The organism is Microbacterium sp. A93 (genome assembly GCF_051842835.1).
This window is the reverse complement of the sequence record NZ_JBPXMT010000001.1, coordinates 212,269-233,963: the sequence shown is the minus strand read 5'-3', so window position 1 is coordinate 233,963 and position 21,695 is coordinate 212,269. Positions and strand designations below refer to the sequence as shown.

Here is a 21,695-nt window from a genome sequence, read left to right as displayed (position 1 = left end):
GCCCCACTACGGATCGGGCCACTCCCGAGCGGGCCTCTGCCGCTGCGCTTTCCAGCCAGCGCAGAGGCCCGCTCAGTAGGATCAGAGAGTGCTGAACCCTCCGTTTGATTCCTCCGATGCTCCGGTCGATCCGCTCCCTCCGGAAGTCGATACGGTTTTGACCGGGTTCCTCGCCGTTCTCCGTGATGTTGGACTGACCGCACTCCACGTCGCGATCGTCATCGCCGCCGCGCTCGTCATCGCGTTCGTACTGCGCATCGTCATCCGGCGAGTCGTCGGGCGGATCGTCAACGGCGCGAAGTCCAAGGCAAATGTCGAAGACACACAGGCGTTGGAGCGCTCACCCCTCGCGGACATGCGTCTGATCCAGCGCACGAGGACCCTCGGATCGATCCTGCAGAACATCATCAACGTCGTGATCGTCGTGATCGCGCTGCTATTGATCGTATTGATCCTCTCGCCTGGACTGCTCAGCTCACTCACACTGTTGACCGCCGCCGTCGGCGCTGGACTCGGCTTCGGCGCGCAGAACATTGTCAAGGACGTACTGAACGGCCTGTTCATCGTCGCCGAAGACCAGATCGGCATCGGCGATGTAGTGGATACCGGGCTCGCCAGCGGCGTCGTCGAGCACGTGAGTGTACGCGTCACCCAGGTGCGCGATGTCAACGGCACGCTTTGGTATGTGCGCAACGGCGAGATTCTCCGCATCGGCAACATGTCGCAGGGCTGGGCGCGCGCGATCATCGACCTCGGTGTGCCCGTCGACGCCGATGTGCCAGAGGTGGAGAAGTCGTTGCTCGCCGCCGCCGATGGCCTGTCCAAGGAACCAAGGTGGCGCACGCGCATCATTGAGCGGCCCGAAGTATGGGGCTTGGAATCAGTCTCGGGTGAAGCGATTGTCATCCGTGTCGTTCTGAAGACCCGCGCTAACGCGAAGGACGATGTCGCACGCGAACTGCGCATGCGCCTCAAGAACGCAGTCGAGGATATGGGACTCGCCCTGCCGAGCCTCGAATCCGTCGTCCCCACGGGCCCTGAGGGCGCGCGCCGCGTGCGTGGTGCGAATCCTCCGACGACTCGCCCGAACGCGGTGACCGGTGTTCCCCCGGTTTCACGCGGCATCTGGCGCAAGAAGGATCCGGACCCGCAATCGCCGAAGCCCGAATCACCGAAGGACACCGAATGACGTTCTATGACGAGGTCGGCGGCTACGCCACATTCGAGCGGATCGTGGACGGCTTCTACCGCGAGGTGGCCCTGGATCCCGTGCTGAAGCCGATGTATCCGGAAGAGGATCTCGGCCCCGCAGCTGAGCGGTTCACGCTGTTCTTGGTGCAGTACTGGGGAGGTCCGTCCACCTACAGCGAGCGTCGTGGGCACCCGAGACTGCGCATGCGCCATCAGCCTTTCCACGTCAACCCGGATGCGCGCGAGCGTTGGCTGCGCTGCATGCGCACGTCACTGGATGAAGTGCAGCTGTCTCCGCTGCACGATGCCACACTCTGGGACTACCTGGAGCGGGCAGCATATGCAATGGTGAACACCATGGAGTCGTCAGGCATCGGTCCCGCACCGGCGGGCCGGCCGACGCTCGAGACCCGCAGCAGCAGTCAGGATTCAACGGAGAACACATGACGACTACGCCCCTATCCACAGACGTCCTAGTGATCGGATGGGGGCTGGCCGGGCTTGTCGCCGCATCCGAAGCCGCCGCCTCAGGCAAGCGTGTGATCCTGATCGATCAGGAGCCGCGCTCGAACCTCGGAGGACAAGCCTGGTGGTCGTTCGGTGGCCTGTTCTTCATCGACTCCCCCGAGCAACGACGCCTTGGAATCAAAGATTCTCTGGAGCTTGCCACCCAGGATTGGTTCGGTAACGCGGCGTTTGACCGCGCGGAAGATCACTGGCCACGCAAATGGGCAGAGGCCTATCTGCAGTTCGCGGCTGGCGAGAAGCGCGCATGGCTGCGTGAACGCGGCGTCGGGTTCTTCCCCGTGGTCGGCTGGGCGGAGCGCGGCGGTTACGGTGCGATCGGGCCGGGTAACTCGGTGCCGCGATTCCACATCACCTGGGGTACCGGTCCTGGCATCGTCGCGCCTTTTGCGGATGCCGTACACAAGGCTGAGGACGCCGGAACACTGACCGTCCTCCCCCGGCATCGGGTGACGGAACTTGTGGTCAGCAATGGCGCGGTCGTTGGCGCACGCGGCGAACGACTCGCCAACAGTTCAGCGCAGCGCGCGGTGCCCACCTCCCGCGAGGTGGTAGGCGACTTCGAGATCTCGGCTGCTGCAACGATCGTCTCCTCGGGCGGCATCGGTGGAAACCATGACCTTGTGCGCGCGGCCTGGCCAAAACGGCTGGGCACCCCGCCCGCACATATGCTCACCGGCGTGCCTGCATACGTCGATGGCTCGATGCACGCCGTCTCGGAAGCTGCTGGCGCGCATCTGATCAACGGTGACCGCATGTGGCACTACGTCGAGGGCATCACCAATTGGGATCCGGTGTGGCCGGCTCACGGCATCCGTATTCTTCCTGGTCCTTCGTCTCTCTGGCTGGATGCGACGGGCAAGCGGCTGCCTGTCCCCCTGTTCCCCGGATTCGACACTTTGGGAACCCTTGAACACCTCCGTGCGACCGGGCACGATCACTCGTGGTTCGTCACTTCTCGACACATCGTCGAGAAGGAGTTCGCGCTGTCGGGTAGCGAGCAGAATCCCGACCTCACCGGCAAGGATGTACGCCTGCTACTCAAGTCACGGCTGGCGAAGGGTCCGACAGGACCGGTGCAGGCGTTTCTCGACGAGGGCGAGGACTTCATCGTCGAGAACGATCTGGAAAGCCTGCTCGCGCAGATGCAACAACATGACGGCGGCGAGGTACTTGACATCGACGCGGTCCGACGAGAGGTCGTCGCGCGAGATCGCGAGATCGAGAATGACTTTACGAAGGACGCTCAGATCGGGATGCTGCGTTCGATGCGCGGCTATCGCGGCGACAAGCTCATCCGTACCGCGGCTCCCCATCGTCTGCAGGATCCGTCGGCAGGTCCGATGATCGCGGTGAAGCTGCACGTATTGACCCGCAAATCTCTGGGTGGCATCAAGACAGACCTCGATGGGCGTGCACTCAACGTCGATGGCACTGTGATTCCGGGCCTTTACGCCGCCGGTGAGGCGAGCGGTTTCGGCGGTGGAGGTGTGCACGGATACCGCGCGTTGGAGGGCACTTTCCTCGGCGGATGCCTTTTCTCCGGCAGGCAAGCAGGGCGCGCTGCAGCGCGCTGAGACCTCTAGGCGAGTGTTCCGGTTCCGCGCACCGCGGTCAGACCGCTGACCATGGGCCCGCGGGCCAGCACATGTCCGCGGCTAAAGGCCAGGCGCGTCCACCGGCCAGATGTAGTCACGGCGACGTCCTCTTCGCCGGAGATAAAGCCGAAGGCGTGCGCGGCGAAAGCCACCCCACGCGGCAGGCCCGCAAGATCTTCATCCGGCTCCCCCCAGATCGCAGCTCTGAGTGCGCGTACCGCTTCTTCACCCGCGCCGGGAGTAGCTCCGCGCGCAACCGCAGAGATCCCCCACTGCGCGCGCTGTGCCACTGTCGCAGCCTCCAGTGTGCCCGTGCGCTCCCAGCCGCCGCGAGGCGGCGCCACGCCCGCCCAGGCGGGTGACAGCCCGGTGTCAGGAAGTCGGAGCATCCGCTCGTCATCGTCCGCAGTCAGCGCGTCGATCACGATGTCGCATTCGAGATCGGGGTCAGCACGAACGACGCGCATCGCGAGAATGGTCGGTGTCTGATCGAACAGTCCTTGCGGTGCCAGCGCAGCGGCTGTCAGCGCGAGGACGCCGCCAGCGCCCTGCAGCCGCACGCCCTCATCCGAAATCAGTGCCGTACGTCCGACGAAGGTGAGAACATCTCGAGCGGTATCGGAATCGGCGAGGACAAGGCGTTGGTGCACGCGTTCTAAACTATCAACGATGCGATCGATGGTCGCGGGAGGAGCGCCATGAACGTAGACGCACAGGCTCAGGCATCCGTTGACAATCTGATCGACGTGCTGGATCTCGATGAGAGCAGCGCACGCACGGAAGAAGACATCTTCACCGGAAAGTCGCAGAGCATGCCGACCGGGCGGATCTATGGCGGACAGGTGCTCGGTCAGTCGCTGATCGCGGCAGAACGGACCATGCCAGAGGACCGGGCGGTGCACTCGATGCACGGGTACTTTTTGCGACCAGGCGATGCCACACGTGGAGTGACGATTGCTGTCGACCGTATTCATGACGGAAGATCCTTCTCGACCCGTCGGTCACAGGCATACCAAAATGGTGTCCCGATCTTCTCGATGATCGCGTCGTTTCAAGACGAAGCGCCGGGAATCGAGCACGCAGCACCAATGCCAGAGGACATACCGGGCCCCGAGCAACTCGACTCTGACGAACGATTCGCCGCTGTACTGGGAGCCGGAATGGGTCAGATGCTGGCTGAGCGGCCCGTCGAGATCCGTCATTTGGACGAGCCGGTCTACCTCTCCGTGGACGGAAGCCGTTCCGCACAGCAGGCCGTCTGGATGCGCTTGCGCGCCCCGATGCCAGATGATCCGAGGCTCCACCGTGCCGTTCTCGCGTATCTCAGCGACATGACGATCCAGGAGTCGATCCTGCGCGCGCATGGTGTGTCGTGGGCGACGCAGGGGCTGAAGGTGGCAAGCCTCGACCACGCAATGTGGTGGCATCGCGCCGCCCGCGTGGACGAGTGGCTGCTCTACGTGCAGGAATCGCCGAACGCCCGAGGTGGTCGGGGACTCGCCACTGGACGCGTCTACACACGGGAGGGCGCACTCGCGGCCAGTGTCGCGCAGGAGATCATGATCCGGGTGCCGGACGCGGATTAGCGCGGGCTTCGCACACCAGGCTCAGCGGTGTGCGTAAGTGTTCGGCTTGTCGATGTACGGCGCCCACGCCTCGCGCATCTCTGCAGTCACGCGGGTCGGGCGTCCGGTCTCGGCATTGACGAGCACAAGCACGGCCGTTGAGCGCGCGTACAGCACTCGTGTCGCGTTCGCAGGGTCGTTGAACACCTCGTAGCAGACGTCGACACTGGAGCCGCCGATCTTGCCGAACCACAGCTGCACGTCGAGCGGGCGGCGCTGGTATGGCACCGGCGCCAGATACTCGATCTCCTGGCGCGCAATAAGCGACAGCGTGCCCGACGCGATCCCGGCCTGCAACACGGCGGTGGGTGGTGCGTCTTCGCCCTCATCCGGCGCCCAGAAGGCCCGCACGCGCGCTTCTTCCAGGAGCTTGAGCATCGAGGTGTTGTTGACGTGGTTGTAGGCATCAAGATCACCCCAGCGCAGCTGGATCGGAATGGAGATGCGCGAGGCGGGCGCCGACACTGTCGAAACGCCCGCCTCGTTGGGCGTATCAGTCACGCGTCAGCTTGCGGTGCGTCGAACGGTGCGGGTTCGCGGCGTCGGCACCAAGGCGATCGATCTTGTTCTTCTCGTACGATTCGAAGTTGCCCTCGAACCAGTGCCACTGTGCCGGATTCTCGTCCGTGCCCTCGTACGCGAGGATGTGCGTGGCGATGCGATCGAGGAACCACCGGTCGTGAGTGATGACCACGGCGCAGCCGGGGAACTCAAGCAGGGCGTTCTCGAGCGAGCTCAGGGTTTCAACGTCAAGGTCGTTGGTGGGCTCGTCGAGCAGTAGCAGGTTGCCACCCTCCTTCAGCGTCAGCGCCAGGTTCAAGCGGTTGCGCTCACCACCGGAGAGCACGCCGGCCTTCTTCTGCTGGTCAGGGCCCTTGAACCCGAACTTGGAGACATATGCGCGGGAAGGAATTTCGACCTTTCCGACCATCATGATGTCGAGACCGTCTGACACGACCTCCCACAGCGTCTTGTCCGGGTCGATGTTTGAGCGTGACTGGTCGACGTAGCTGATCTTGACCGTCTCACCGATCTTGAGTTCGCCGCTGTCGATCGACTCGAGACCAACGATCGATTTGAACAGCGTGGTCTTACCGACGCCGTTGGCGCCGATGATTCCAATGATGCCGTTCGGAGGCAGGTTGAAACTCAGGCCTTCGATGAGCGTGCGATCGCCGAAGCCCTTCTTGAGGTTCTTCGCTTCGATAACGAGGCTGCCGAGGCGGGGACCGGCGGGGATCTGAATCTCCTCGAAGTCAAGCTTCCGAGTCCGCTCCGCCTCCGTGGCCATCTCTTCGTAGCGAGCCAAACGCGCCTTCGACTTCGTCTGACGTCCCTTGGCGCTCGAGCGTACCCACTCGAGTTCGTCCTTGAGTCGCTTCGCGAGCTTCTGGTCCTTCTTGCCCTGGATGTTGAGGCGCTCCGCCTTCTTCTCCAGGTAAGTCGAGTAGTTGCCCTCGTAGCCGATCAGACGGCCACGGTCGACCTCGGCGATCCACTCTGCGACATTGTCGAGGAAGTACCGATCGTGAGTGACCGCGATGACGGCACCCTTGTAGTCCTTCAGGTGCTGCTCCAGCCAGAGCACACTCTCGGCGTCAAGGTGGTTGGTGGGCTCGTCAAGCAGCAGCAGGTCAGGCTTCTGCAGCAGCAGCTTGGCGAGAGCGACCCGGCGACGCTCACCACCAGAGAGAGGAGCGATCTCAGCATCTCCAGGAGGAGTGCGAAGAGCATCCATGGCCTGTTCAAGCTGGGAGTCGAGGTCCCAGCCATCAGCGGCGTCGATCTCTTCCTGCAGCACACCCATCTCAGCGAGGAGCGTGTCAAAGTCCGCATCCGGATCGGCCATCGCTGCAGAAATCTCGTTGAAGCGGTCGAGCTTGGCCTTGATCGCGACGCCCTCCTGGATGTTCTCCAGGACAGTCTTCGATTCGTCGAGCTCGGGCTCCTGCAACAGAATGCCGACAGTGAACCCCGGGGAGAGCTTGGCTTCACCGTTTGACGGGATGTCGAGGCCTGCCATGATCTTGAGGATCGTCGACTTACCGGCACCGTTCGGGCCGACCATACCGATCTTCGCTCCGGGGAGGAAGGACATCGTCACGTCGTCAAGGATGAGCTTCTCGCCCACGGCCTTACGTGCACGAACCATCGAGTAGATGTACTCTGCCATGCCGTTGAACACCTTTACTGGTCAGAATTGGATCGGATGCTGTGCCACAAATACGGCACGAAAGTCTCCCTCCAGCCTACCCGGGAACGGCGCAGCACTCACCCGACAGTCAGAGCGTGACGCACCGACGATCCCAGCCGCCAACGATCCCGATCGAGCGGCTGTGACTCACCAGTCGATCGAGCGCGTGTTGCCGATGAGGCAACGCCCTTCGGCAAGCTGATCCATGATCGCGGTGACCGGTGCACCGGTCGACGGACCGACCTGCCCGATGAGGCAGAGGTCGTCGCCCCAGCGCACCGAGAACTGCAGACTCTCGGCAGGGTTCCCCACCGTCGTTGCATCCTGAGTGACCTGCATACCGGCCCGGTCAAACCCTGCTGCGACGAGGGCGTCGATGTATGCCCGGCCAGCGGCGTTTTCCGGCGACGCCGAGACCTGTTCAACAACCGCAGTGAAGATCGGAAGGTTGTCTTCAGCGGTGCCGTCGATATGAAAGGTAGGGCCCTCGGGCGTCGACGACGCGGTTGGCGCAGGAGCGCTGGTCGTGGTGTCCTCGGGCTCTGGCGTGGCCTCGGATGTACATGCGGCCAGCGCGAGTCCGGCCAACAGCATCGATGTGGCGATGACGGAGCGACGGCGGGCGGTGAGGATTCGACGGGGCACGCTCCGATCTTAGGGGCGCACCCCGTCATCCCTTCCCAGGCGCCGCTCGCCGGCGCCAGGACCGGCCGGAACTTCACCACGAATTCACTGGCGTGACGTCCATGAATCGCCTGAGAATGCCATCTCCGACTCTTCATGGTCTGCGCCTTCTTCAGCCTCGACTCCCTCTGCCCCCTCTACGCCCTCTGCCCCCTCAAAGGCTGCTGTGGCCGACTCGTCAGGATCGGCTGGCTCGTCGGACGAGGAATCGTCAGCGGGCGGGAGGGCGTTCTCGTTCGGCACGGGCCGTGACGCGGGCGTCGCACTGTTCGCCTTGATATAGGCACTCGCACCCCAGCGCAGGTCATGCCCGATGGCCTCGGCGTCGATATCCGCGCTCATCCCCTTACGTCCGCCGCTCTCCCACTCGCGAAGCTTGAGCCGGCCGGTCACGATCACGCCATCGCCTTGGCGCAGGGAGGCCTTCGCGTGGTCGGCGAGCTGGCGGAACGCGGAGACGTTGTACCAGTTGGTGCCGGTCTCGATCCATGATTGCGACTTCGCGTCGTACCTGCTCTGCGGGCTGGCAACACGGAAATTCACGATCGAATCTCCGACGCTCGTCGCACTCCGGTTCGGATCTGCGCCCACACGGCCAAGGATCGTCACTGTGTCGTTCATTTCGGTCTCCTCTGTTTGCCCGGGACGCGCCCGGATCACAACAGCGTGCTCTCTGCGACGGCCTGTCCGGGGCCCGAAAACCACGTTCAGTGGAGAAGTCACCCAATCTGCTGGTCAGTGCAGGAAAGGACGCGGCCCCGGAGCCCGGACAATGTCGGAGGTCGGTCATATGTTCGAGACGAAAGGAGAACCCGATGTCCGACACACTGACTCAACACTTGCCCGAGGTGCCGTACGCAACGCCCCAGATCTCTTCGAAGCGCGAACAGCTTGTCCGTGCATCGGATCATCTCTGGCGCGTGCAAGACGCGGCGGGCAGCATCAAGGGCCACCTGCGGCTGGTCGCAGATCCCCACGGGCTGCGCTACCGCGCCGAGCGCTTGCACCTTGCGACCGGTGTCTTCCGCCTCATCGGCGAGTTCTGGCGAGCTGACGACGCCGTGCAGGCACTACGCAACGGGTGATCCCCCGCTGCGCAATGGATGATCTTTGTGGTGTCCTGGCTGGATGACGTTCGAAGCTCGTCACGCGCATTGAAATCGTTGATTTCACTCGCGAGTTCGGGGATACCGATGGTACGTAAGGTAGGTGCACGGACGCCTATTTCAGACTCTCGAGGGCGAGTCATTGAGTCGGTTGGGAGGGTTCAAACCTCTGTCACCCTAGAAATCGTCGTTCAAATGGTCGAGTTGCATGAGGCCGGAATGAGTGCCCGCCAGGTCGGTCTTGAGGTGGGGTTGCATCGCGAGTCAGTGATGCGCCACCTTCGTAGTACAGGTCCATGGGTCCGGCGGCAAGGGTTGGACGCGGACGCTTTTGAACAGGCGCGGGCGCTCTACTTGGGAGTGCTTTTCCTGGTTGATTCACGCACGAGGACTACGTGCGCCGCACATCATGTGGCCGCCCTACAGTGCGGCTCGGCACCGCGGCTCTGCCTCAGGCTGTGCTGGGGCAGAGCCGCGGTGTGCCCGTGAGGTTACGTGTTGCGTCGTCGCGTGCCGAGAATCATGATTGCAGCGCCCACGAGCAACGCGGCGACTCCTGCGAGCAACCCCCAGCCTAAGTCGCTACCTGTCATGGCTAGCCCTCCAGGAGTTGGCGCTGTTGCAGGGGCTTTCGGCGGCGTGGCCCCGGAGGGGTCTTTGACTGGGATGAGGGCCCAGGTCGCGGTATACGTCCGGTCACCCATAGATTCCGTAGCGATGGTCACCGACGAAGTCGGCTCAGTGAGACCGGTCCCCTCCCAACCAGTGAACCTGTACCCCTCGCGGGTGGGATTCGTGAGGGTCACCGGGTCGGACGTGATCGAGTACGTTGCAGGGTTTGCCGGAGTGCCGGCAACACCACCATCGAGGTCATAGGTGATCGTGTAGTCGCTGACCACCCAGATCGCGGTATAGGCGCGGTCACCTGTAGACCCCGTAGCGATGGTCACCGACGAAGTCGGCTCAGTGAGACCGGTCCCCTCCCAACCAGTGAACCTGTATCCGTCGCGGGTGGGATTCGTGAGGGCCACCGGGTCGGACGTGATCGAGTACGTTGCAGGGTTTGCCGGAGTGCCGGCAACACCACCATCGAGGTCATAGGTGATCGTGTAGTCGCTGACCACCCAGATCGCGGTATAGGCGCGGTCACCCGTGGACCCCGTAGCGATGGTCACCGACGAAGTCGGCTCAGTGAGACCGGTCCCCTCCCAACCAGTGAACCTGTACCCGTCGCGGGTGGGATTCGTGAGGGCCACCGCGTCCGACGTGATCGAGTATGTTGCAGGGTTTGCCGGAGTACCCGCAACACCACCATCGAGGTCATAGGTGATCGTGTAGTCATTGACCGCCCAGACCGCGGTGTAGGCGCGGTCACCTGTTGAACCCGTAGCGATCGTTACCGAGGGGGTTGGGTCAGCGAGGTCGGTGCCTTCCCAACCAGTGAAGGTGTATCCCTCGCGGGTGGGATTGGTGAGGCTTATCGGGTCCGACGTGACCGAATACGTTGCCGGGTTTGCCGGGGTCCCTACGACACCACCGTCAAAGTCATACGCGATCGCGTAGTCATTGACCGCCCAGACCGCAGTGTAGGAGCGGTCGCTAGTTGAACCCGTAGCGATCGTTACCGAGGAGGTTGGGCCAGCGAGGCCGGTGCCTTCCCAACCAGCGAAGGTGTATCCCTCGCGGGTGGGATTGGCGAGAGTCACCGCATCGGACGTGATCGAGTATGTTGCCGGGTTCGCTGGAGTGCCGGCAACACCGCCACCAAAGTCATAGGTGATCGTGTAGTCATTGACCGCCCAGGTCACGGTGTAGGAGCGGTCACCTGTTGATCCCGTTGCGATAGTCACCGGCGAAGTCGGTTCGGTGAGGTCGGTGCCTTCCCAACCAGTGAAGGTGTATCCCTCGCGGGTGGGGTTGGTGAGGGTCATCGGGTCGGACGTGATCGAGTACGTTGCCGGGTTTGCCGGAGTACCCGCAACACCACCATCGAGGTCATAGGTGATCGTGTAGTCGCTGACCACCCAGGTCGCGGTGTAGGAGCGGTCACCAGTAGAACCCGTTGCGATAGTCACCGGCGAAGTCGGTTCGGTGAGGTCGGTGCCTTCCCAACCAGTGAAGGTGTATCCCTCGCGGGTGGGGTTGGTGAGGGTCATCGGGTCGGACGTGATCGAGTACGTTGCCGGGTTTGCCGGAGTACCCGCAACACCACCATCGAGGTCATAGGTGATCGTGTAGTCGCTGACCACCCAGGTCGCGGTGTAGGAGCGGTCACCAGTAGATCCCGTTGCGATAGTCACCGGCGAAGTCGGTTCGGTGAGGTCGGTGCCTTCCCAACCAGTGAAGGTGTATCCCTCCCGGGTGGGGTCGGTGAGGGTCACCGCATCGGACGTGATCGAGTACGTTGTCGGGTTCGCTGGTGTACCGGCAACACCGCCGTCAAGGTCATACGTGATCGCGTAGTCACTGAGCGCCCATATTGCGTACAGGGTGAGGTCAGATTGGAGCACCGAGCCGTACACTCCACCGTCCTCGTATGAGGTGCCGGTGTTATTCGTGGTGGTGTTCCAACCGGCAAAGGTGTACCCGGCACGGGTGAAGCTATTTGGCGTAATCGCTATGGGGGCAGCGGCATTCTCCTGGGGCGGCATTGTGCCGTCGCCACCATTCGCGTCGAACGAAACCGTGAAATAGGGGTAGGTGTTGTAGCCGTACCACTTAGGGGTGGTGTATCCGGGACCACTCTCGACTGATTCGTGAGCCTTCGGGTAGTACACCTTGACCTCCGCCGGGTCCCCCAACCAGTCAGCAGCGCCCGCAATCAATGTGGGCGTCGGGCCAGTGAACCGCATCTCGGCGAGAGAAGGGTTACCGAAGAACGCCGCGCTGCCGATTGTGGTGACTGAATCGGGGATCGTCACCGACGTCAGCAGGTTGACGTAGAACGCCCCCACGCTGATTGTGGTGACTGAATCGGGGATCGTCACCGACGTCAGCAGGTTATTGGCGAACGCCTGGAGGCCGATTGTGGTGACTGAATCGGGGATCGTCACCGACGTCAGTCGGTTACTGAAGAACGCCTCGTGGCCGATTGTGGTGACTGAATCGGGGATCGTTACCGACGTCAGTAGGTTGTTGGAGAACGCCCAGGCCTTGACTCTGGTGACGTCATACGTGGTGCTGTCAATGGTGACCGTCTCGGGGATGTCGACAACTGCTCCGGCACCCGTGTCGTAGTCGGTGACGGTTGCCCCGGCTGAAACATTGGTGTTATCGGCGGAGTAGCTGATTCCGTTTTGGGTGTCGTCGACAGTGGCTGCGTGTGCTGGGGCCGCTGTGAATACGAGACCGACCGAGGCGATCAGTGCTACCAGCGCCACCATGACCGGTGCGCGAAACAACTTCGTGGTGAACGTGCGTGGTGTGGCGGTGTTCACTGAGTCTGCGTCCTTGATCTTTGTGACTGTTCAGTGGCGTAGGCGAAATGCGTAGCGGGGCCGGCAGCAGATCCAACGCTGGGTGGGTTGTGTGCCACCAAGCTCGGCTGCGCACCCCTGATCGCACTCATTCAGACACCAGTTTCGGCGTGAGTGTCTCGAGGACAGCTTCGAGCCCGGCGAGCCCGCTCGATGCGGCGATTTCTTTGCCGAGCGCTCGGCTGCGTTCGGCATAGCTGGGATCAGCGAGTACCCGCCGCACTGCAACACCGACCGCGTCAGGGGTGGGCTTGTTCGTGCGGAGGTTCACACCCACACCAGCCCACTGAACCCGGGCGCTGACTTCGGCTTTGTCCTCAGTCATGCCCGCAACAACGAGGGGCACCCCGTGTTCGAGGGCGTAGTGCACGCCGCCGTAGCCGCCGTTACTGACGTACACGTCGGTGAGCGGCAGCAGTCGGTCGTGTGGCAGGTATTCGGCTGCCCGCACGTTCGCGGGAAGCGGCGACGGCAGTGTCGAAAGCGGACGCCCGCCCGTGCTCACGACGACGAGTACGTCGTCATCAGCGAGCGCCGTAATGGTTGGGGTGATGAGCTCGTCGTAGTCAGTGTTCGCGATCGTGCCCTGACTCACGTGCACAACCGGGCGAGAGCCGTCGAGCTCTGACCACCATTCGGGCAACTCCCCGTCGCTCTTCGTGACACGCGACATGGGGCCTACAAAATGCACGGTGTCAGGGAGGTCGCTGCGATCGTACTCGAACCCGGGAACTGTGAACTGCACGATCGCGTCAGCCCGAGACGCCCCCGCCATGAAAAACCCGTCGAGCTTTTTCCCTGTGGCATCCAAGATGATCTTCTCGGCCTGCCGCTGCACGCCACCAAAGATGAGTTTTTCTGTGAGCATGCCAAGTGCCGCGTTCCGGATCCGCCCGAGCACGCCGGGCTTGGGGAGGATCCCGAGCCCAAACGGTGCCGTATCGACGCTCTCCACGCCGAGCGGGATGATCCCGAGGTTCACGATCGCAGGGCGCTCTTCGCGGGGTCGCGCCAGGAGCCCGACCGCGCCGATGAACATGTTCTCGATGAGGATCACATCAACCTGTTCCTGCTTGATCGCCTCATCGACCGCACGGATTTGAGCGGGCGCAGGCTTCAAGAAGATGTTGCTCACGTCCCAGCGGATCCCGGCGACCCCAGACTTTCCCGCCTTGCCAGGGAAGGCAGCATTCATGTCACTGTCGTCGAAGTCTGCTTCGTCTGGCAGTGCAACGAACTCTGCGCCGGTACTGCGCACGGCGTCTGCGTAGCGACGCCCGGTCATGAAGCGCACCCGGTGGCCTTGCTGCGCGAGGTATCGGGAGACGGCGAGCAATGGCGTAACGTGGCCGTGCACTGGGGTGCTGCAAATGAGGATCGAGTTCATGCGTGGCCCTTAAAAAGTATCGGGTCAGGGTAGTCTGGCCTCACGAAAGTATTCACTACCCTGAGAGGTTAGTCAATATGGTGGGCGAAAATCCACGACCTAATAATCGCCGTTATCACTCCGAGTTGCGCACGGGTCAGGCCGCCGAGACACGATTGCGGATACTTGACGCCGCAGCTCGACAGTTTGCAGTCGCGGGCTACGCTGGCACCTCACTTGCTGACATTGCGCAGGAAGCGGGAGTCTCACTCGAAACAGTGAAGCTTGGCGGGCCAAAGCGGCAGCTGCTGCTGGCCGCGTTCGAGCACAGCTTCGCCGGGAGTGAAGGCTTAGATTCACTCGCTGACCATGATCCGGTCGCGCAAATCACTGCCGACATCGACAACGATCGCTTCCTGGTAGGCATCGTGCATTTTGTTGCCGAGTCGAACAGACGTAGCAGCCTTCTCTGGTCTGCACTGCTGTCTGCCGCCGCCTCAGACACGATCCTCGGCACCGACCTCGCCGCGCTTCAGCGTCGCCGCCACACCGACATGTTGATCCTCGTCGATGAACTGTGCAGCCGCCGGCTCGCCTTCGTGGCGACATCGCGTGAGCAACTCGCAGACGCGGTTTCGTTCCTGCTGTCGCCCGAGGGGTATAACCAGCTTGTGCTCGGCGCGTGCTGGAGTCAGGTCGATTACGAGGCATGGCTCGTGCGCTCGGTAGTGCTCCTTGCCGACGACGCCAGCGCGACAATGCAGCCGGACAGGTCCCACGAGTCACGCTAGGTTGCACCCAACTCGGTAGAGTCCGACCCACAACACTCAAGGAATAGGGAGACTAAGCCGTTATTGTGTGCGCTCCCGTTTGCTTCGCAGCCGCAGGCCGCGACACCACGCGACTCCGACCAAGCCCTTCAACGTAATTCTCGAGCCCGAGGTACAACTCGAAGCGATCGCCTGGACTGAACGCCGAGGCAGTCTGGAAGACGAGAACGAAACTGCGCCACGGTACACCGTGTCGCAGTTTCGAACATCGCATATTAAGTGCCCCCGGCAGGAATCGAACCTGCGACCGACGGATTAGAAAGCCGTTGCTCTTCCTCTGAGCTACGAAGGCGTACATCTCTACGATATCAGGGCAATGTCCACGCCCTCAGTAGAATGGGGTCATGGTATCTGCGTCTGACAACGACCGACTTGTTTGGATCGACTGCGAGATGACCGGTCTTGATCTCGCGACAGATGAGCTTGTCGAGATCGCGGTCGTCATCACCGACTTCGAACTGCGCATACTCGACCCCGGCTTCCAGGTCGTGATCAAACCGAACGACGCCGCATTGGCGAACATGAATGACTTCGTCACCAAGATGCACGAGACATCCGGCCTGATCGAAGAGATTCCACAGGGCGTATCGCTGGCGGATGCCGAGGCGCAGACTCTCGAGTACATCAAAAAGTTTGTGCCCCTTGAGCGCAAGGCGCCCCTCGCCGGCAACACCATTGGCACGGATCGCATGTTCCTTGCGAAGTACATGCCGCAGATCGACAACTGGCTGCACTACCGCAACGTCGATGTCTCCAGCATCAAGGAACTCTCCCGGCGCTGGTACCCGCGCGTCTTCTTCCAGGCCCCGGAGAAGAACGGCGGGCACCGCGCCCTCGCAGACATCCTGGAGTCGATCCGCGAACTGCAGTACTACCGCGAAGCAGTCTTCGTTCCAGAGCCCGGGCCCACAAGTGACGAGGCACGCGCGATCTCCGAGCGCACCGTGTCGTCGTTCACCTCAGACGTGTAATAGACTTGTCTGGTTGCCTGTTTCGGCAGGCACATGGTGGCTATAGCTCAGCTGGTAGAGCACCGCGTTGTGGTCGCGGGGGTCGCGGGTTCAAGCCCCGTTAGCCACCCCAATACGAATGCCCGGGTAAAATCCCCCGGGCATTCTGTGTTTCTGCTGGCTCGATCGATCCTGCCGGTCTCCACGTCCCCGCAACCTAGGATCGATACGTGACTCTGACGGTCTGGCTCTCCCTGCTCACAGCATCCGTGATCATCAGCTTCACTCCAGGAGCCGGGGCCATCAATACGATGTCGAACTCACTTGCCGTGGGCTGGCGACGCTCCTTCTGGGGAGTCGTTGGACTGCAAGTCGCTCTCATCGTCCACGTCGTCATCGTCGCGGCCGGGGTCGGGCTGATCGTTGCCAGCTCTCCCCTCCTGTTCAACGTGATCCGTTACGCAGGATCCGCCTATCTCGCGTACCTCGGACTGCGTTTGATCTTCGCTCGCACGGCCCCAGACGTGGAAGGTGAAGAGAGTACGCCGCCGCTCAGGCAGAGCCGTTGGTCGATGATGCGACGCGGCTTCTGGGTGAACCTGCTCAATCCGAAGGCGATCGTGTTCTTCCTCGCCTTCATCCCGCAGTTCATTCGCGTGGATCAGCCCGCACTCCCGCAGTACCTCATCCTGGTGATCACAGTCATCCTCGTCGACGTCATCGTGATGTGGGGGTTCTACGCGACAGCGGCGAAGCCGTTCCGACGCGTCACTCACACCGCACGCGGGCAGCGTGCTCTCAACGTCGTTTTCGGTGCCCTCTTCCTCGCTGTAGCCGCCCTGCTGCTTTTCATCCACTGACCTCACGGGGCAATAGGCTGGGCAGTGATGGAGATGGATGCTACAGCTTTCGAGGAACTCGTCATAGACGAGCTCGATCAGCTGCCCGATGAGATGGTCGACGGACTCGACAACGTCGTCTTTGTCGTTGAAGACCGCCCGGAAGACGGCAGCCTCGGCATCCTGGGCCTCTACGACGGTCTCGCACTGACCGAACGCGGGCAGTACGGCATGGGAGAACTTCCCGACCGCATCGTGGTGTTCCGCGAACCGCACCTCGCCCAGTGCGAGAACGAAGAGGAGCTGCGCGATGAGGTGCACACGACCCTGGTGCATGAGATCGCGCACTTCTATGGCATCGACGACACGCAACTGCACGAGATGGGGTGGGCATGAGCACACCGGTAGCAACGCCTGACATCGAGGATGTTATCGATCTGCAGGCCGCACCTCTCGAGCCCTGGGAGGTTGTCGTCTGGAATGATCCAGTGAACTTGATGAACTACGTGGTTCGCATCTTCCGCACCTATTTCGGGTACTCAATGGATCGGGCCACTCAGCTCATGCTTGCCGTGCACCACGATGGACACGCGATCGTGGCCACCGGGCCTCGCGAGACCATGGAAGTTCATGCGCAGGCTATGCACGACTATGGCCTCTGGGCGACCGTTCGAAAGGTGCCGTCATGAGCGAAGAGGCGCTACTGGTACCCCTCTCATCCATCGAGGGAACACATCTGGTGAATCTTCTGGACGAGTTCCGAGAACTGCTCTCGACGGAGATCATGGGCGACGGGCCACATGACCCAGGGCTCGCAAGGCTCACGCCGAATCCGTACCCGGACGACGCTGAGGCCGCTCAGTCATTCACTGCGGTGACCCGCGAAGAACTCCTGGATCGCCGCTCGGCCGACGCCGCCGTGGTGCGCGCGTCACTCTTCTCATTCGCCGTCGACCCCTCCGACCTCGAAGATGACGAAGTGCTCGCCTCCCACCAGGTCATCATCCCGGAAAGCGAAATCGACGCGTGGATGCGCACGCTCACGGCGCTACGACTCGTGATCGCGGCCCGCCTCGGCATCGCCCACGAAGACACCATCGACGATGAAGACCCGCGGCGCGGTGTCTACGACTGGCTCGGCTACCGGTTGGATACGCTCATCGACGCCGCGGACGCGCTGATCTGATCTGAGTCCAGCTCAGCTCAGACTCCGAGCTTGTCCCGCCAGTACGCAAGCAGAGCGGCTCCGGCCTCGTCGTGGATGAGATCCCCCTCCGTGACGATCTCATACGGGCGGTCCAAGATCCCATCTGCCGGGCGCACGTCAACGTGCGCCACGTCGAAGCCATCCGCATGCAGTTGGTCCGCCATCTTGTAGTCGCTGCGAGAGTCTCCGACGGTGCGCCACGTGCGCGGCAGGTCGCCCGCGGCTGCGAAGTGCTCCAGCGCGCGCCGCGCACCGGTGTCCTTGTCCAGTCGCACCGATTCGATATCCGTGGAGATGATCGTCGGATCGATGCGGAACGGCACATCCCCCGCGGCATCCGCATGCTCCAGCGAACCGTAGCGCAGGCCGAGGCCCATGGCGGTGAGCAGTGCGAACGCGGCATCCTGAAACGGCCCCTGCGCAGAGCGATATGCCGCAGCGGTGACGTCTGTGCGCTGCTCTACCGAGATCATGGCGCGCTTGGTCTCGTCGAAGAACATGGTGTCGCTGAATCGCTCCGCCACAAGGGAGCGGATGCTGTCGATCGCCGCATCCGGAAATGCCACGTCGCGGTCGATCACGACCTCCCCCATGCCTGCGGAGTTGACCTCAGCCCACGTCCCGCCCTTCTCGAAGACCCCGAACATGCGTGACGTCGGCAGCTCGAGGGCGTCGGCGAGTCCAGCGGCGAACAGCGGCGTCATCACCTGCTCGCGAATGAACTCTGAGGATCGGCCGGTGATGAACGCGATCGGCACGCCGGCAGCGGTCAATGCGACGAGGTCCGTGATGATCTGAGGGATGCTGATCGCCCGGGTGACAGGGCTCGCGATCGGGCCGTCGACGTCCAGCAGCAATCCGAGGTCAGGGAGAGAGGTGTTCACCCATCCACCCTAAAGCGCGCAGCGATCGCTACGGGACAGTGATGGTGATATCGGCGAGAGCACGAGGATCGTCGCGTTCGATGTGGCGCTGCTCCTGCACTGCCCAGCGATCCCAATGCGGACGGAACCCGTCTCCGTCACGCTCGAACGCACGGCGCTTTCGAGGCGCCTCTGGTGATTCCACCCACACGCGCACGTCGGCAATACGCGCCGTAGCGGGATTAAGCGCACCGCAGCCTTCGAGGATCACCCCGAGAGCGGGTGTGACAGCGCTGGCTTCTGCCTCGGTCTCCTGTTCCCAGTCCCATCGGCGCCAGGTGCTCAGCAGTCCCCTGGCGTGCGGGCGAAGAATGTCATGCAGGGCACGTTCAACGCCGGCGTCGAGTCCGTCCCAGCCGGGGTACAGCGAGTCCAGGGCGATGAGCTGCGGACGACCAGCAAGGGGCCAGTTCGCTGCCACTATGCGTGCCAGGGTGGATTTTCCCGCGCCGGCTCTGCCATCGATCAGAACGACGGGGTTCGATGCGGCGACGGCGACCACGGCATCGAGAATGCCTGCCGCAGCACGCTGTAGAACCTGCGCGACGGGGTCGTTACTTCTTGAGGGCACGGATCACGCGTGCGAGCGCCCTGCCTGCGACACAGACGAACGGAATCCCGACCGCAAGCAGCGTCACCAGGTTCGGCTCGAAACGCAGGCCCTCTTCGCGACGCACATATACGCCAAGGGGAATAGAGATGCCTCCACCTGTGCCGCCTTCACCGTTGCCTGCGCCTTCACCATCGCCGGCACCACCGGCACCGCCAGCGAATCCCGACATCGTCAGCGCGACAGGAGTGATGCTGACGCCGTCGACATCCTGCGGCTCACCGTAAGCGCTCTTGACCCCGAACGAGGCGGCCTGTTTTCCGAGTTCCACTGCGATGTTGGGCATGGTTCCACGCTATCCCAGAGACCCAACAAAGTTGCAGTCAATCCAGGATGACTTGTGTCTACCTACACTCAGCGCCGCAGACCCTGGAACGTCTCGAGAATGAGCTCGACGCTGACCGGCGACGGCACCTCAGGCGCGCCATACTCGAATTCGGCGAGCTCCACTCCCCTGACGCGATCCACCGGGAGCGCCGCGAAGATGTCAGCAACCTGATGCGGCAGCAGCCCGTCCGGCACACGGTAGGCCGCGGGGATGTACCCCGGCTCGAGCACATCCCAGTCCACATGGATCCACACTTCACGGCCGGCTACAAGTTCCGCCACGCGTGCGGGTGTGCTTTCGATCGGGGACAGCACGCGAACGCCGGCTTCTGCCAGTAAGTCAGCTTCAGTCGGGTCGATGTCGCGTCCACCCACGACGATGACCTGCTCTGGGTTCAGACCTGCGCCGTGGCCGCTGTCCCACAGCCCGCATGCGGCCGCGAGGACCATTCCGCCGAGATAGCCGGATTCGGTGCTCGCAGGTGTGTTGAAGTCTCCGTGTGCGTCGATCCACAGCACGACCGCTCCGGGGTAACGGGCTGCGGCAGTCGGCAGTGTTCCCAGGCTCGCCGCGCACGTGTTGGTCAGAAGCAGAGGTACTTGACCGGCATCCAGTACAGCGGTGACGGCATCCCGCAGGCCCTCCAGCGTCTGCCGCGCGGCGGGAAGCGCGACAGTCCAGTCATCCACCGTGCCTGGAGACGGCGTCCCGACGACGACCGGGGGGCGATCGAGGTATGCGCTCAGCGCCTCGCCGGCCGCGCGCGCTCCTCTCAATGCGCCATCCGTGCGGTCCGCAACGCGGCCCTGCGAGATGATGATCCCGAAATCCTGCGTCATGTCTGTTCCTTCCGAAAACTGCCGCCGATCACCGGCCATGCTACGTCCAGTACGGGTCCATAAGGCGATCGTTACACTGCGTGAAGTGGCCGCGTCGTGAGCGTCAGTCGAGGCCGTGGGCTTTGGGATGCCGCGGCGCACCGCGCCCATCACCGCGGCCCACGTGACGGGCGCGCGTGATCGTGGCGTTGCCGAAGCGTGCTCGTGCGTCATCCAAAGCACCTTCGACCTTTCGCCAGTGCTCGTCTTCATCCCAGAGGGCGAACGCCGCGCCTCCTGCCGGCCGCAACTTCTCAGCGCGCACGCCAACGAGCCGCACGGGGTCGCGACGGTCGATCGATTCGAAGAGCGTCTGAGCCGCCTCGCCGATGCGCTGGCCGACCGAGGTCGGCTCCGCCAGAGTCTGGGAACGACTCAACGTCGTGAAGTCGTCGAAGCGGATCTTGATCGCAACCGTGGCGCACTCCCACCCCGCTCGCCGAAGCCTGGCCGCCACACGGTCGGCGAGGCGCAGGAGTTCGGCGCGCAGGAATTCTCGGTCTGTGACGTCCTCGTCGAAGGTCTCTTCATGCCCGATGCTTTTCTCGACACGTTCGGTGTCGACAGCGCGTGCATCCTGGCCACGAGACAGCAGAACAAGCCGGCCACCGAGGGCGCGGCCAACCGCACGGTCGAGCACGTCCGGTGGAGATTCACGGACGTCTCCGATGGTGCGGATGCCGCGCGCCTCAAGAGCTTCCGCTGCTTTCGGTCCGACACCCCACATCGTGCGTACCGAGCGTGGTGAGAGAAAGTCGAGAGTGTCGGCGGCAGCGATGATCAGCAGCCCGTCCGGCTTTGAGATCGTCGACGCCATCTTCGCCACATGCTTTGTGGCCGCAACCCCCACGCTGCAGACGATCCCGACCTCGGCCTGCACGCGCTCACGAACGAGCCGAGCGATCTCGCCTGGACTCCCCCACAGTCGTCGCACGCCCTGCACATCGAGGAATGCCTCATCCACCGACAGCGGCTCGACCAGCGGCGTGATCGACTCGAAAACCGCCATCACCTGACGAGAGATCTCCTGATACCGCTCGAAATGAGGCATGACGATCTTTGCGCTCGGGCACAAGCGCATCGCCTGGCTGACCGGCATCGCTGCACGTACGCCGTACTGACGCGCCTCGTAGGACGCGCTGGACACGACAGACCTGCCATCGGGCGCACCGATGATCAGCGGCAGCCCGCGCAGCGACGGATCATCGAGCACCTCGACGGCCGCGTAGAACGCATCCATATCGACATGCAGGATGCGCGTGCCGGTGTCGTCCGCTCCGTCGGGAGAGACAAGCCTGCCTCGTCCGTCTCCGCGCCCCATGATTCCATTCTCGCTGACGCCACCGACACCGGGGGCGTCAGCGA

The 21,695-nt window shown here is 62.9% G+C and carries 23 protein-coding genes and 2 tRNA genes; 12 read left to right on the top strand and 13 right to left on the bottom strand.

The genetic code is table 11. The annotated features are described in order from the left end of the window. Positions 1-88: 88 nt before the first annotated feature. The 3 genes from ACSU1G_RS01160 to ACSU1G_RS01150 are packed head-to-tail and all read left to right on the top strand — an operon-like array spanning position 89 to position 3,293. Positions 89-1,189, top strand: coding sequence for a mechanosensitive ion channel family protein (locus ACSU1G_RS01160; protein ID WP_439278071.1), 1,101 nt, complete (start codon positions 89-91; stop codon positions 1,187-1,189). Further along, complete coding sequence (locus tag ACSU1G_RS01155) at positions 1,186-1,638, top strand: globin (RefSeq protein WP_439278070.1); 453 nt, start codon at positions 1,186-1,188, stop codon at positions 1,636-1,638. The genes ACSU1G_RS01160 and ACSU1G_RS01155 overlap by 4 nt, the downstream gene beginning before the upstream one ends. Further along, positions 1,635-3,293 (top strand): FAD-binding dehydrogenase, encoded by a 1,659-nt coding sequence (locus ACSU1G_RS01150; RefSeq protein WP_439278069.1) that lies wholly within the window; start codon positions 1,635-1,637, stop codon positions 3,291-3,293. The genes ACSU1G_RS01155 and ACSU1G_RS01150 overlap by 4 nt, the downstream gene beginning before the upstream one ends. A gap of 5 nt (positions 3,294-3,298) precedes the next feature. On the opposite strand, the gene ACSU1G_RS01145 is transcribed toward ACSU1G_RS01150, so the two are convergent. Continuing rightward, complete coding sequence (locus ACSU1G_RS01145; protein WP_439278068.1) at positions 3,299-3,964, bottom strand: hypothetical protein; 666 nt, start codon at positions 3,962-3,964, stop codon at positions 3,299-3,301. Between the two features lie 48 nt (positions 3,965-4,012). Between ACSU1G_RS01145 and ACSU1G_RS01140 the strand changes: the two genes are divergently transcribed. Continuing rightward, the gene (locus ACSU1G_RS01140; protein ID WP_439278067.1) at positions 4,013-4,900 is read left to right on the top strand and encodes an acyl-CoA thioesterase; all 888 of its coding nucleotides are present in this window, start codon (positions 4,013-4,015) and stop codon (positions 4,898-4,900) included. Positions 4,901-4,921: 21 nt separating this feature from the next. On the opposite strand, the gene ACSU1G_RS01135 is transcribed toward ACSU1G_RS01140, so the two are convergent. The 4 genes from ACSU1G_RS01135 to ACSU1G_RS01120 form a co-directional block, all read right to left on the bottom strand. Then, positions 4,922-5,440, bottom strand: a complete 519-nt coding sequence (locus ACSU1G_RS01135) for an acyl-CoA thioesterase (protein WP_439278066.1) — start codon at positions 5,438-5,440, stop codon at positions 4,922-4,924. After that, positions 5,433-7,112, bottom strand: a complete 1,680-nt coding sequence (ettA, locus tag ACSU1G_RS01130) for an energy-dependent translational throttle protein EttA (protein WP_439278065.1) — start codon at positions 7,110-7,112, stop codon at positions 5,433-5,435. Before ettA ends, ACSU1G_RS01135 begins: the two co-directional genes overlap by 8 nt. A 168-nt stretch (positions 7,113-7,280) precedes the next feature. After that, the gene (locus ACSU1G_RS01125; RefSeq protein ID WP_439278064.1) at positions 7,281-7,778 is read right to left on the bottom strand and encodes a DUF6993 domain-containing protein; all 498 of its coding nucleotides are present in this window, start codon (positions 7,776-7,778) and stop codon (positions 7,281-7,283) included. Between the two features lie 84 nt (positions 7,779-7,862). Continuing rightward, positions 7,863-8,438, bottom strand: a complete 576-nt coding sequence (locus tag ACSU1G_RS01120) for a single-stranded DNA-binding protein (protein ID WP_439278063.1) — start codon at positions 8,436-8,438, stop codon at positions 7,863-7,865. Positions 8,439-8,632: 194 nt separating this feature from the next. Here ACSU1G_RS01120 and ACSU1G_RS01115 point away from each other — a divergent pair, with 194 nt between their 5' ends. After that, positions 8,633-8,902 carry a hypothetical protein gene (locus ACSU1G_RS01115; RefSeq protein WP_439278062.1) on the top strand — a complete coding sequence of 90 codons (270 nt, stop codon included), beginning with the start codon at positions 8,633-8,635 and terminating at the stop codon, positions 8,900-8,902. Positions 8,903-9,414: 512 nt separating this feature from the next. Here ACSU1G_RS01115 and ACSU1G_RS01110 read toward each other — a convergent pair. Together ACSU1G_RS01110 and ACSU1G_RS01105 are read right to left on the bottom strand one after the other, a co-directional pair. Next, positions 9,415-12,360: an InlB B-repeat-containing protein gene (locus ACSU1G_RS01110; RefSeq protein ID WP_439278061.1), complete on the bottom strand. Its 2,946-nt coding sequence runs from the start codon at positions 12,358-12,360 to the stop codon at positions 9,415-9,417. Positions 12,361-12,487: 127 nt separating this feature from the next. Beyond that, entirely contained in the window at positions 12,488-13,786 is a 1,299-nt protein-coding gene (locus tag ACSU1G_RS01105) for a glycosyltransferase (protein WP_439278060.1), read from the bottom strand. 77 nt (positions 13,787-13,863) lie between these two features. Here ACSU1G_RS01105 and ACSU1G_RS01100 point away from each other — a divergent pair, with 77 nt between their 5' ends. Then, on the top strand, positions 13,864-14,556 hold the full coding sequence (locus ACSU1G_RS01100) for a TetR family transcriptional regulator (protein ID WP_439278059.1): 693 nt from the start codon (positions 13,864-13,866) through the stop codon (positions 14,554-14,556). A 259-nt stretch (positions 14,557-14,815) separates the two neighbouring features. Here the strand turns inward: ACSU1G_RS01100 and ACSU1G_RS01095 are convergent. Continuing rightward, positions 14,816-14,887, bottom strand: a tRNA-Arg gene (locus ACSU1G_RS01095). Between the two features lie 52 nt (positions 14,888-14,939). Here ACSU1G_RS01095 and orn point away from each other — a divergent pair. From orn to ACSU1G_RS01065, 6 genes are all read left to right on the top strand, one after another. Further along, a complete protein-coding gene (orn, locus tag ACSU1G_RS01090) occupies positions 14,940-15,566 on the top strand; it encodes an oligoribonuclease (protein ID WP_439278058.1) in 627 nt (208 codons plus the stop codon). A 36-nt stretch (positions 15,567-15,602) separates the two neighbouring features. Further along, a tRNA-His gene (locus ACSU1G_RS01085) sits at positions 15,603-15,678 on the top strand. 97 nt (positions 15,679-15,775) lie between these two features. After that, a complete protein-coding gene (locus ACSU1G_RS01080) occupies positions 15,776-16,405 on the top strand; it encodes a LysE family transporter (protein ID WP_439278057.1) in 630 nt (209 codons plus the stop codon). Between the two features lie 27 nt (positions 16,406-16,432). Beyond that, the gene (locus ACSU1G_RS01075) at positions 16,433-16,780 is read left to right on the top strand and encodes a metallopeptidase family protein (RefSeq protein WP_439278056.1); all 348 of its coding nucleotides are present in this window, start codon (positions 16,433-16,435) and stop codon (positions 16,778-16,780) included. Beyond that, complete coding sequence (gene clpS / locus ACSU1G_RS01070) at positions 16,777-17,073, top strand: ATP-dependent Clp protease adapter ClpS (RefSeq protein ID WP_439278055.1); 297 nt, start codon at positions 16,777-16,779, stop codon at positions 17,071-17,073. Before ACSU1G_RS01075 ends, clpS begins: the two co-directional genes overlap by 4 nt. Continuing rightward, a complete protein-coding gene (locus tag ACSU1G_RS01065) occupies positions 17,070-17,570 on the top strand; it encodes a DUF2017 family protein (protein ID WP_439278054.1) in 501 nt (166 codons plus the stop codon). The genes clpS and ACSU1G_RS01065 overlap by 4 nt, the downstream gene beginning before the upstream one ends. A 17-nt stretch (positions 17,571-17,587) precedes the next feature. Here ACSU1G_RS01065 and ACSU1G_RS01060 read toward each other — a convergent pair whose 3' ends face one another. The 5 genes from ACSU1G_RS01060 to dinB all read right to left on the bottom strand — a co-directional run bounded on the left by ACSU1G_RS01060 (position 17,588) and on the right by dinB (position 21,651). Next, positions 17,588-18,475 (bottom strand): hypothetical protein, encoded by an 888-nt coding sequence (locus ACSU1G_RS01060; RefSeq protein WP_439278053.1) that lies wholly within the window; start codon positions 18,473-18,475, stop codon positions 17,588-17,590. Positions 18,476-18,503: 28 nt separating this feature from the next. Beyond that, a complete protein-coding gene (locus ACSU1G_RS01055; protein ID WP_439278052.1) occupies positions 18,504-19,085 on the bottom strand; it encodes a hypothetical protein in 582 nt (193 codons plus the stop codon). After that, the gene (locus ACSU1G_RS01050) at positions 19,069-19,410 is read right to left on the bottom strand and encodes a hypothetical protein (RefSeq protein ID WP_439278051.1); all 342 of its coding nucleotides are present in this window, start codon (positions 19,408-19,410) and stop codon (positions 19,069-19,071) included. Before ACSU1G_RS01050 ends, ACSU1G_RS01055 begins: the two co-directional genes overlap by 17 nt. Positions 19,411-19,478: 68 nt before the next feature. Beyond that, a complete protein-coding gene (locus tag ACSU1G_RS01045) occupies positions 19,479-20,291 on the bottom strand; it encodes an arginase family protein (RefSeq protein ID WP_439278050.1) in 813 nt (270 codons plus the stop codon). Positions 20,292-20,394: 103 nt separating this feature from the next. Next, positions 20,395-21,651, bottom strand: a complete 1,257-nt coding sequence (dinB, locus tag ACSU1G_RS01040) for a DNA polymerase IV (protein WP_439278049.1) — start codon at positions 21,649-21,651, stop codon at positions 20,395-20,397. Positions 21,652-21,695 lie beyond the last annotated feature (44 nt).

Coding starts and splice junctions, on each gene's coding strand:
- ACSU1G_RS01100 (WP_439278059.1), top strand. CDS start 13,864: ATGGTGGGCGAAAATCCACGACCTAATAATCGCCGTTATCACTCCGAG.
- ACSU1G_RS01150 (WP_439278069.1), top strand. CDS start 1,635: ATGACGACTACGCCCCTATCCACAGACGTCCTAGTGATCGGATGGGGG.
- ACSU1G_RS01045 (WP_439278050.1), bottom strand. CDS start 20,291: ATGACGCAGGATTTCGGGATCATCATCTCGCAGGGCCGCGTTGCGGAC.
- ACSU1G_RS01105 (WP_439278060.1), bottom strand. CDS start 13,786: ATGAACTCGATCCTCATTTGCAGCACCCCAGTGCACGGCCACGTTACG.
- ACSU1G_RS01050 (WP_439278051.1), bottom strand. CDS start 19,410: ATGCCCAACATCGCAGTGGAACTCGGAAAACAGGCCGCCTCGTTCGGG.
- clpS (WP_439278055.1), top strand. CDS start 16,777: ATGAGCACACCGGTAGCAACGCCTGACATCGAGGATGTTATCGATCTG.
- ACSU1G_RS01140 (WP_439278067.1), top strand. CDS start 4,013: ATGAACGTAGACGCACAGGCTCAGGCATCCGTTGACAATCTGATCGAC.
- orn (WP_439278058.1), top strand. CDS start 14,940: ATGGTATCTGCGTCTGACAACGACCGACTTGTTTGGATCGACTGCGAG.
- ACSU1G_RS01115 (WP_439278062.1), top strand. CDS start 8,633: ATGTCCGACACACTGACTCAACACTTGCCCGAGGTGCCGTACGCAACG.
- ettA (WP_439278065.1), bottom strand. CDS start 7,112: ATGGCAGAGTACATCTACTCGATGGTTCGTGCACGTAAGGCCGTGGGC.
- dinB (WP_439278049.1), bottom strand. CDS start 21,651: ATGGGGCGCGGAGACGGACGAGGCAGGCTTGTCTCTCCCGACGGAGCG.
- ACSU1G_RS01155 (WP_439278070.1), top strand. CDS start 1,186: ATGACGTTCTATGACGAGGTCGGCGGCTACGCCACATTCGAGCGGATC.
- ACSU1G_RS01120 (WP_439278063.1), bottom strand. CDS start 8,438: ATGAACGACACAGTGACGATCCTTGGCCGTGTGGGCGCAGATCCGAAC.
- ACSU1G_RS01075 (WP_439278056.1), top strand. CDS start 16,433: ATGGAGATGGATGCTACAGCTTTCGAGGAACTCGTCATAGACGAGCTC.
- ACSU1G_RS01065 (WP_439278054.1), top strand. CDS start 17,070: ATGAGCGAAGAGGCGCTACTGGTACCCCTCTCATCCATCGAGGGAACA.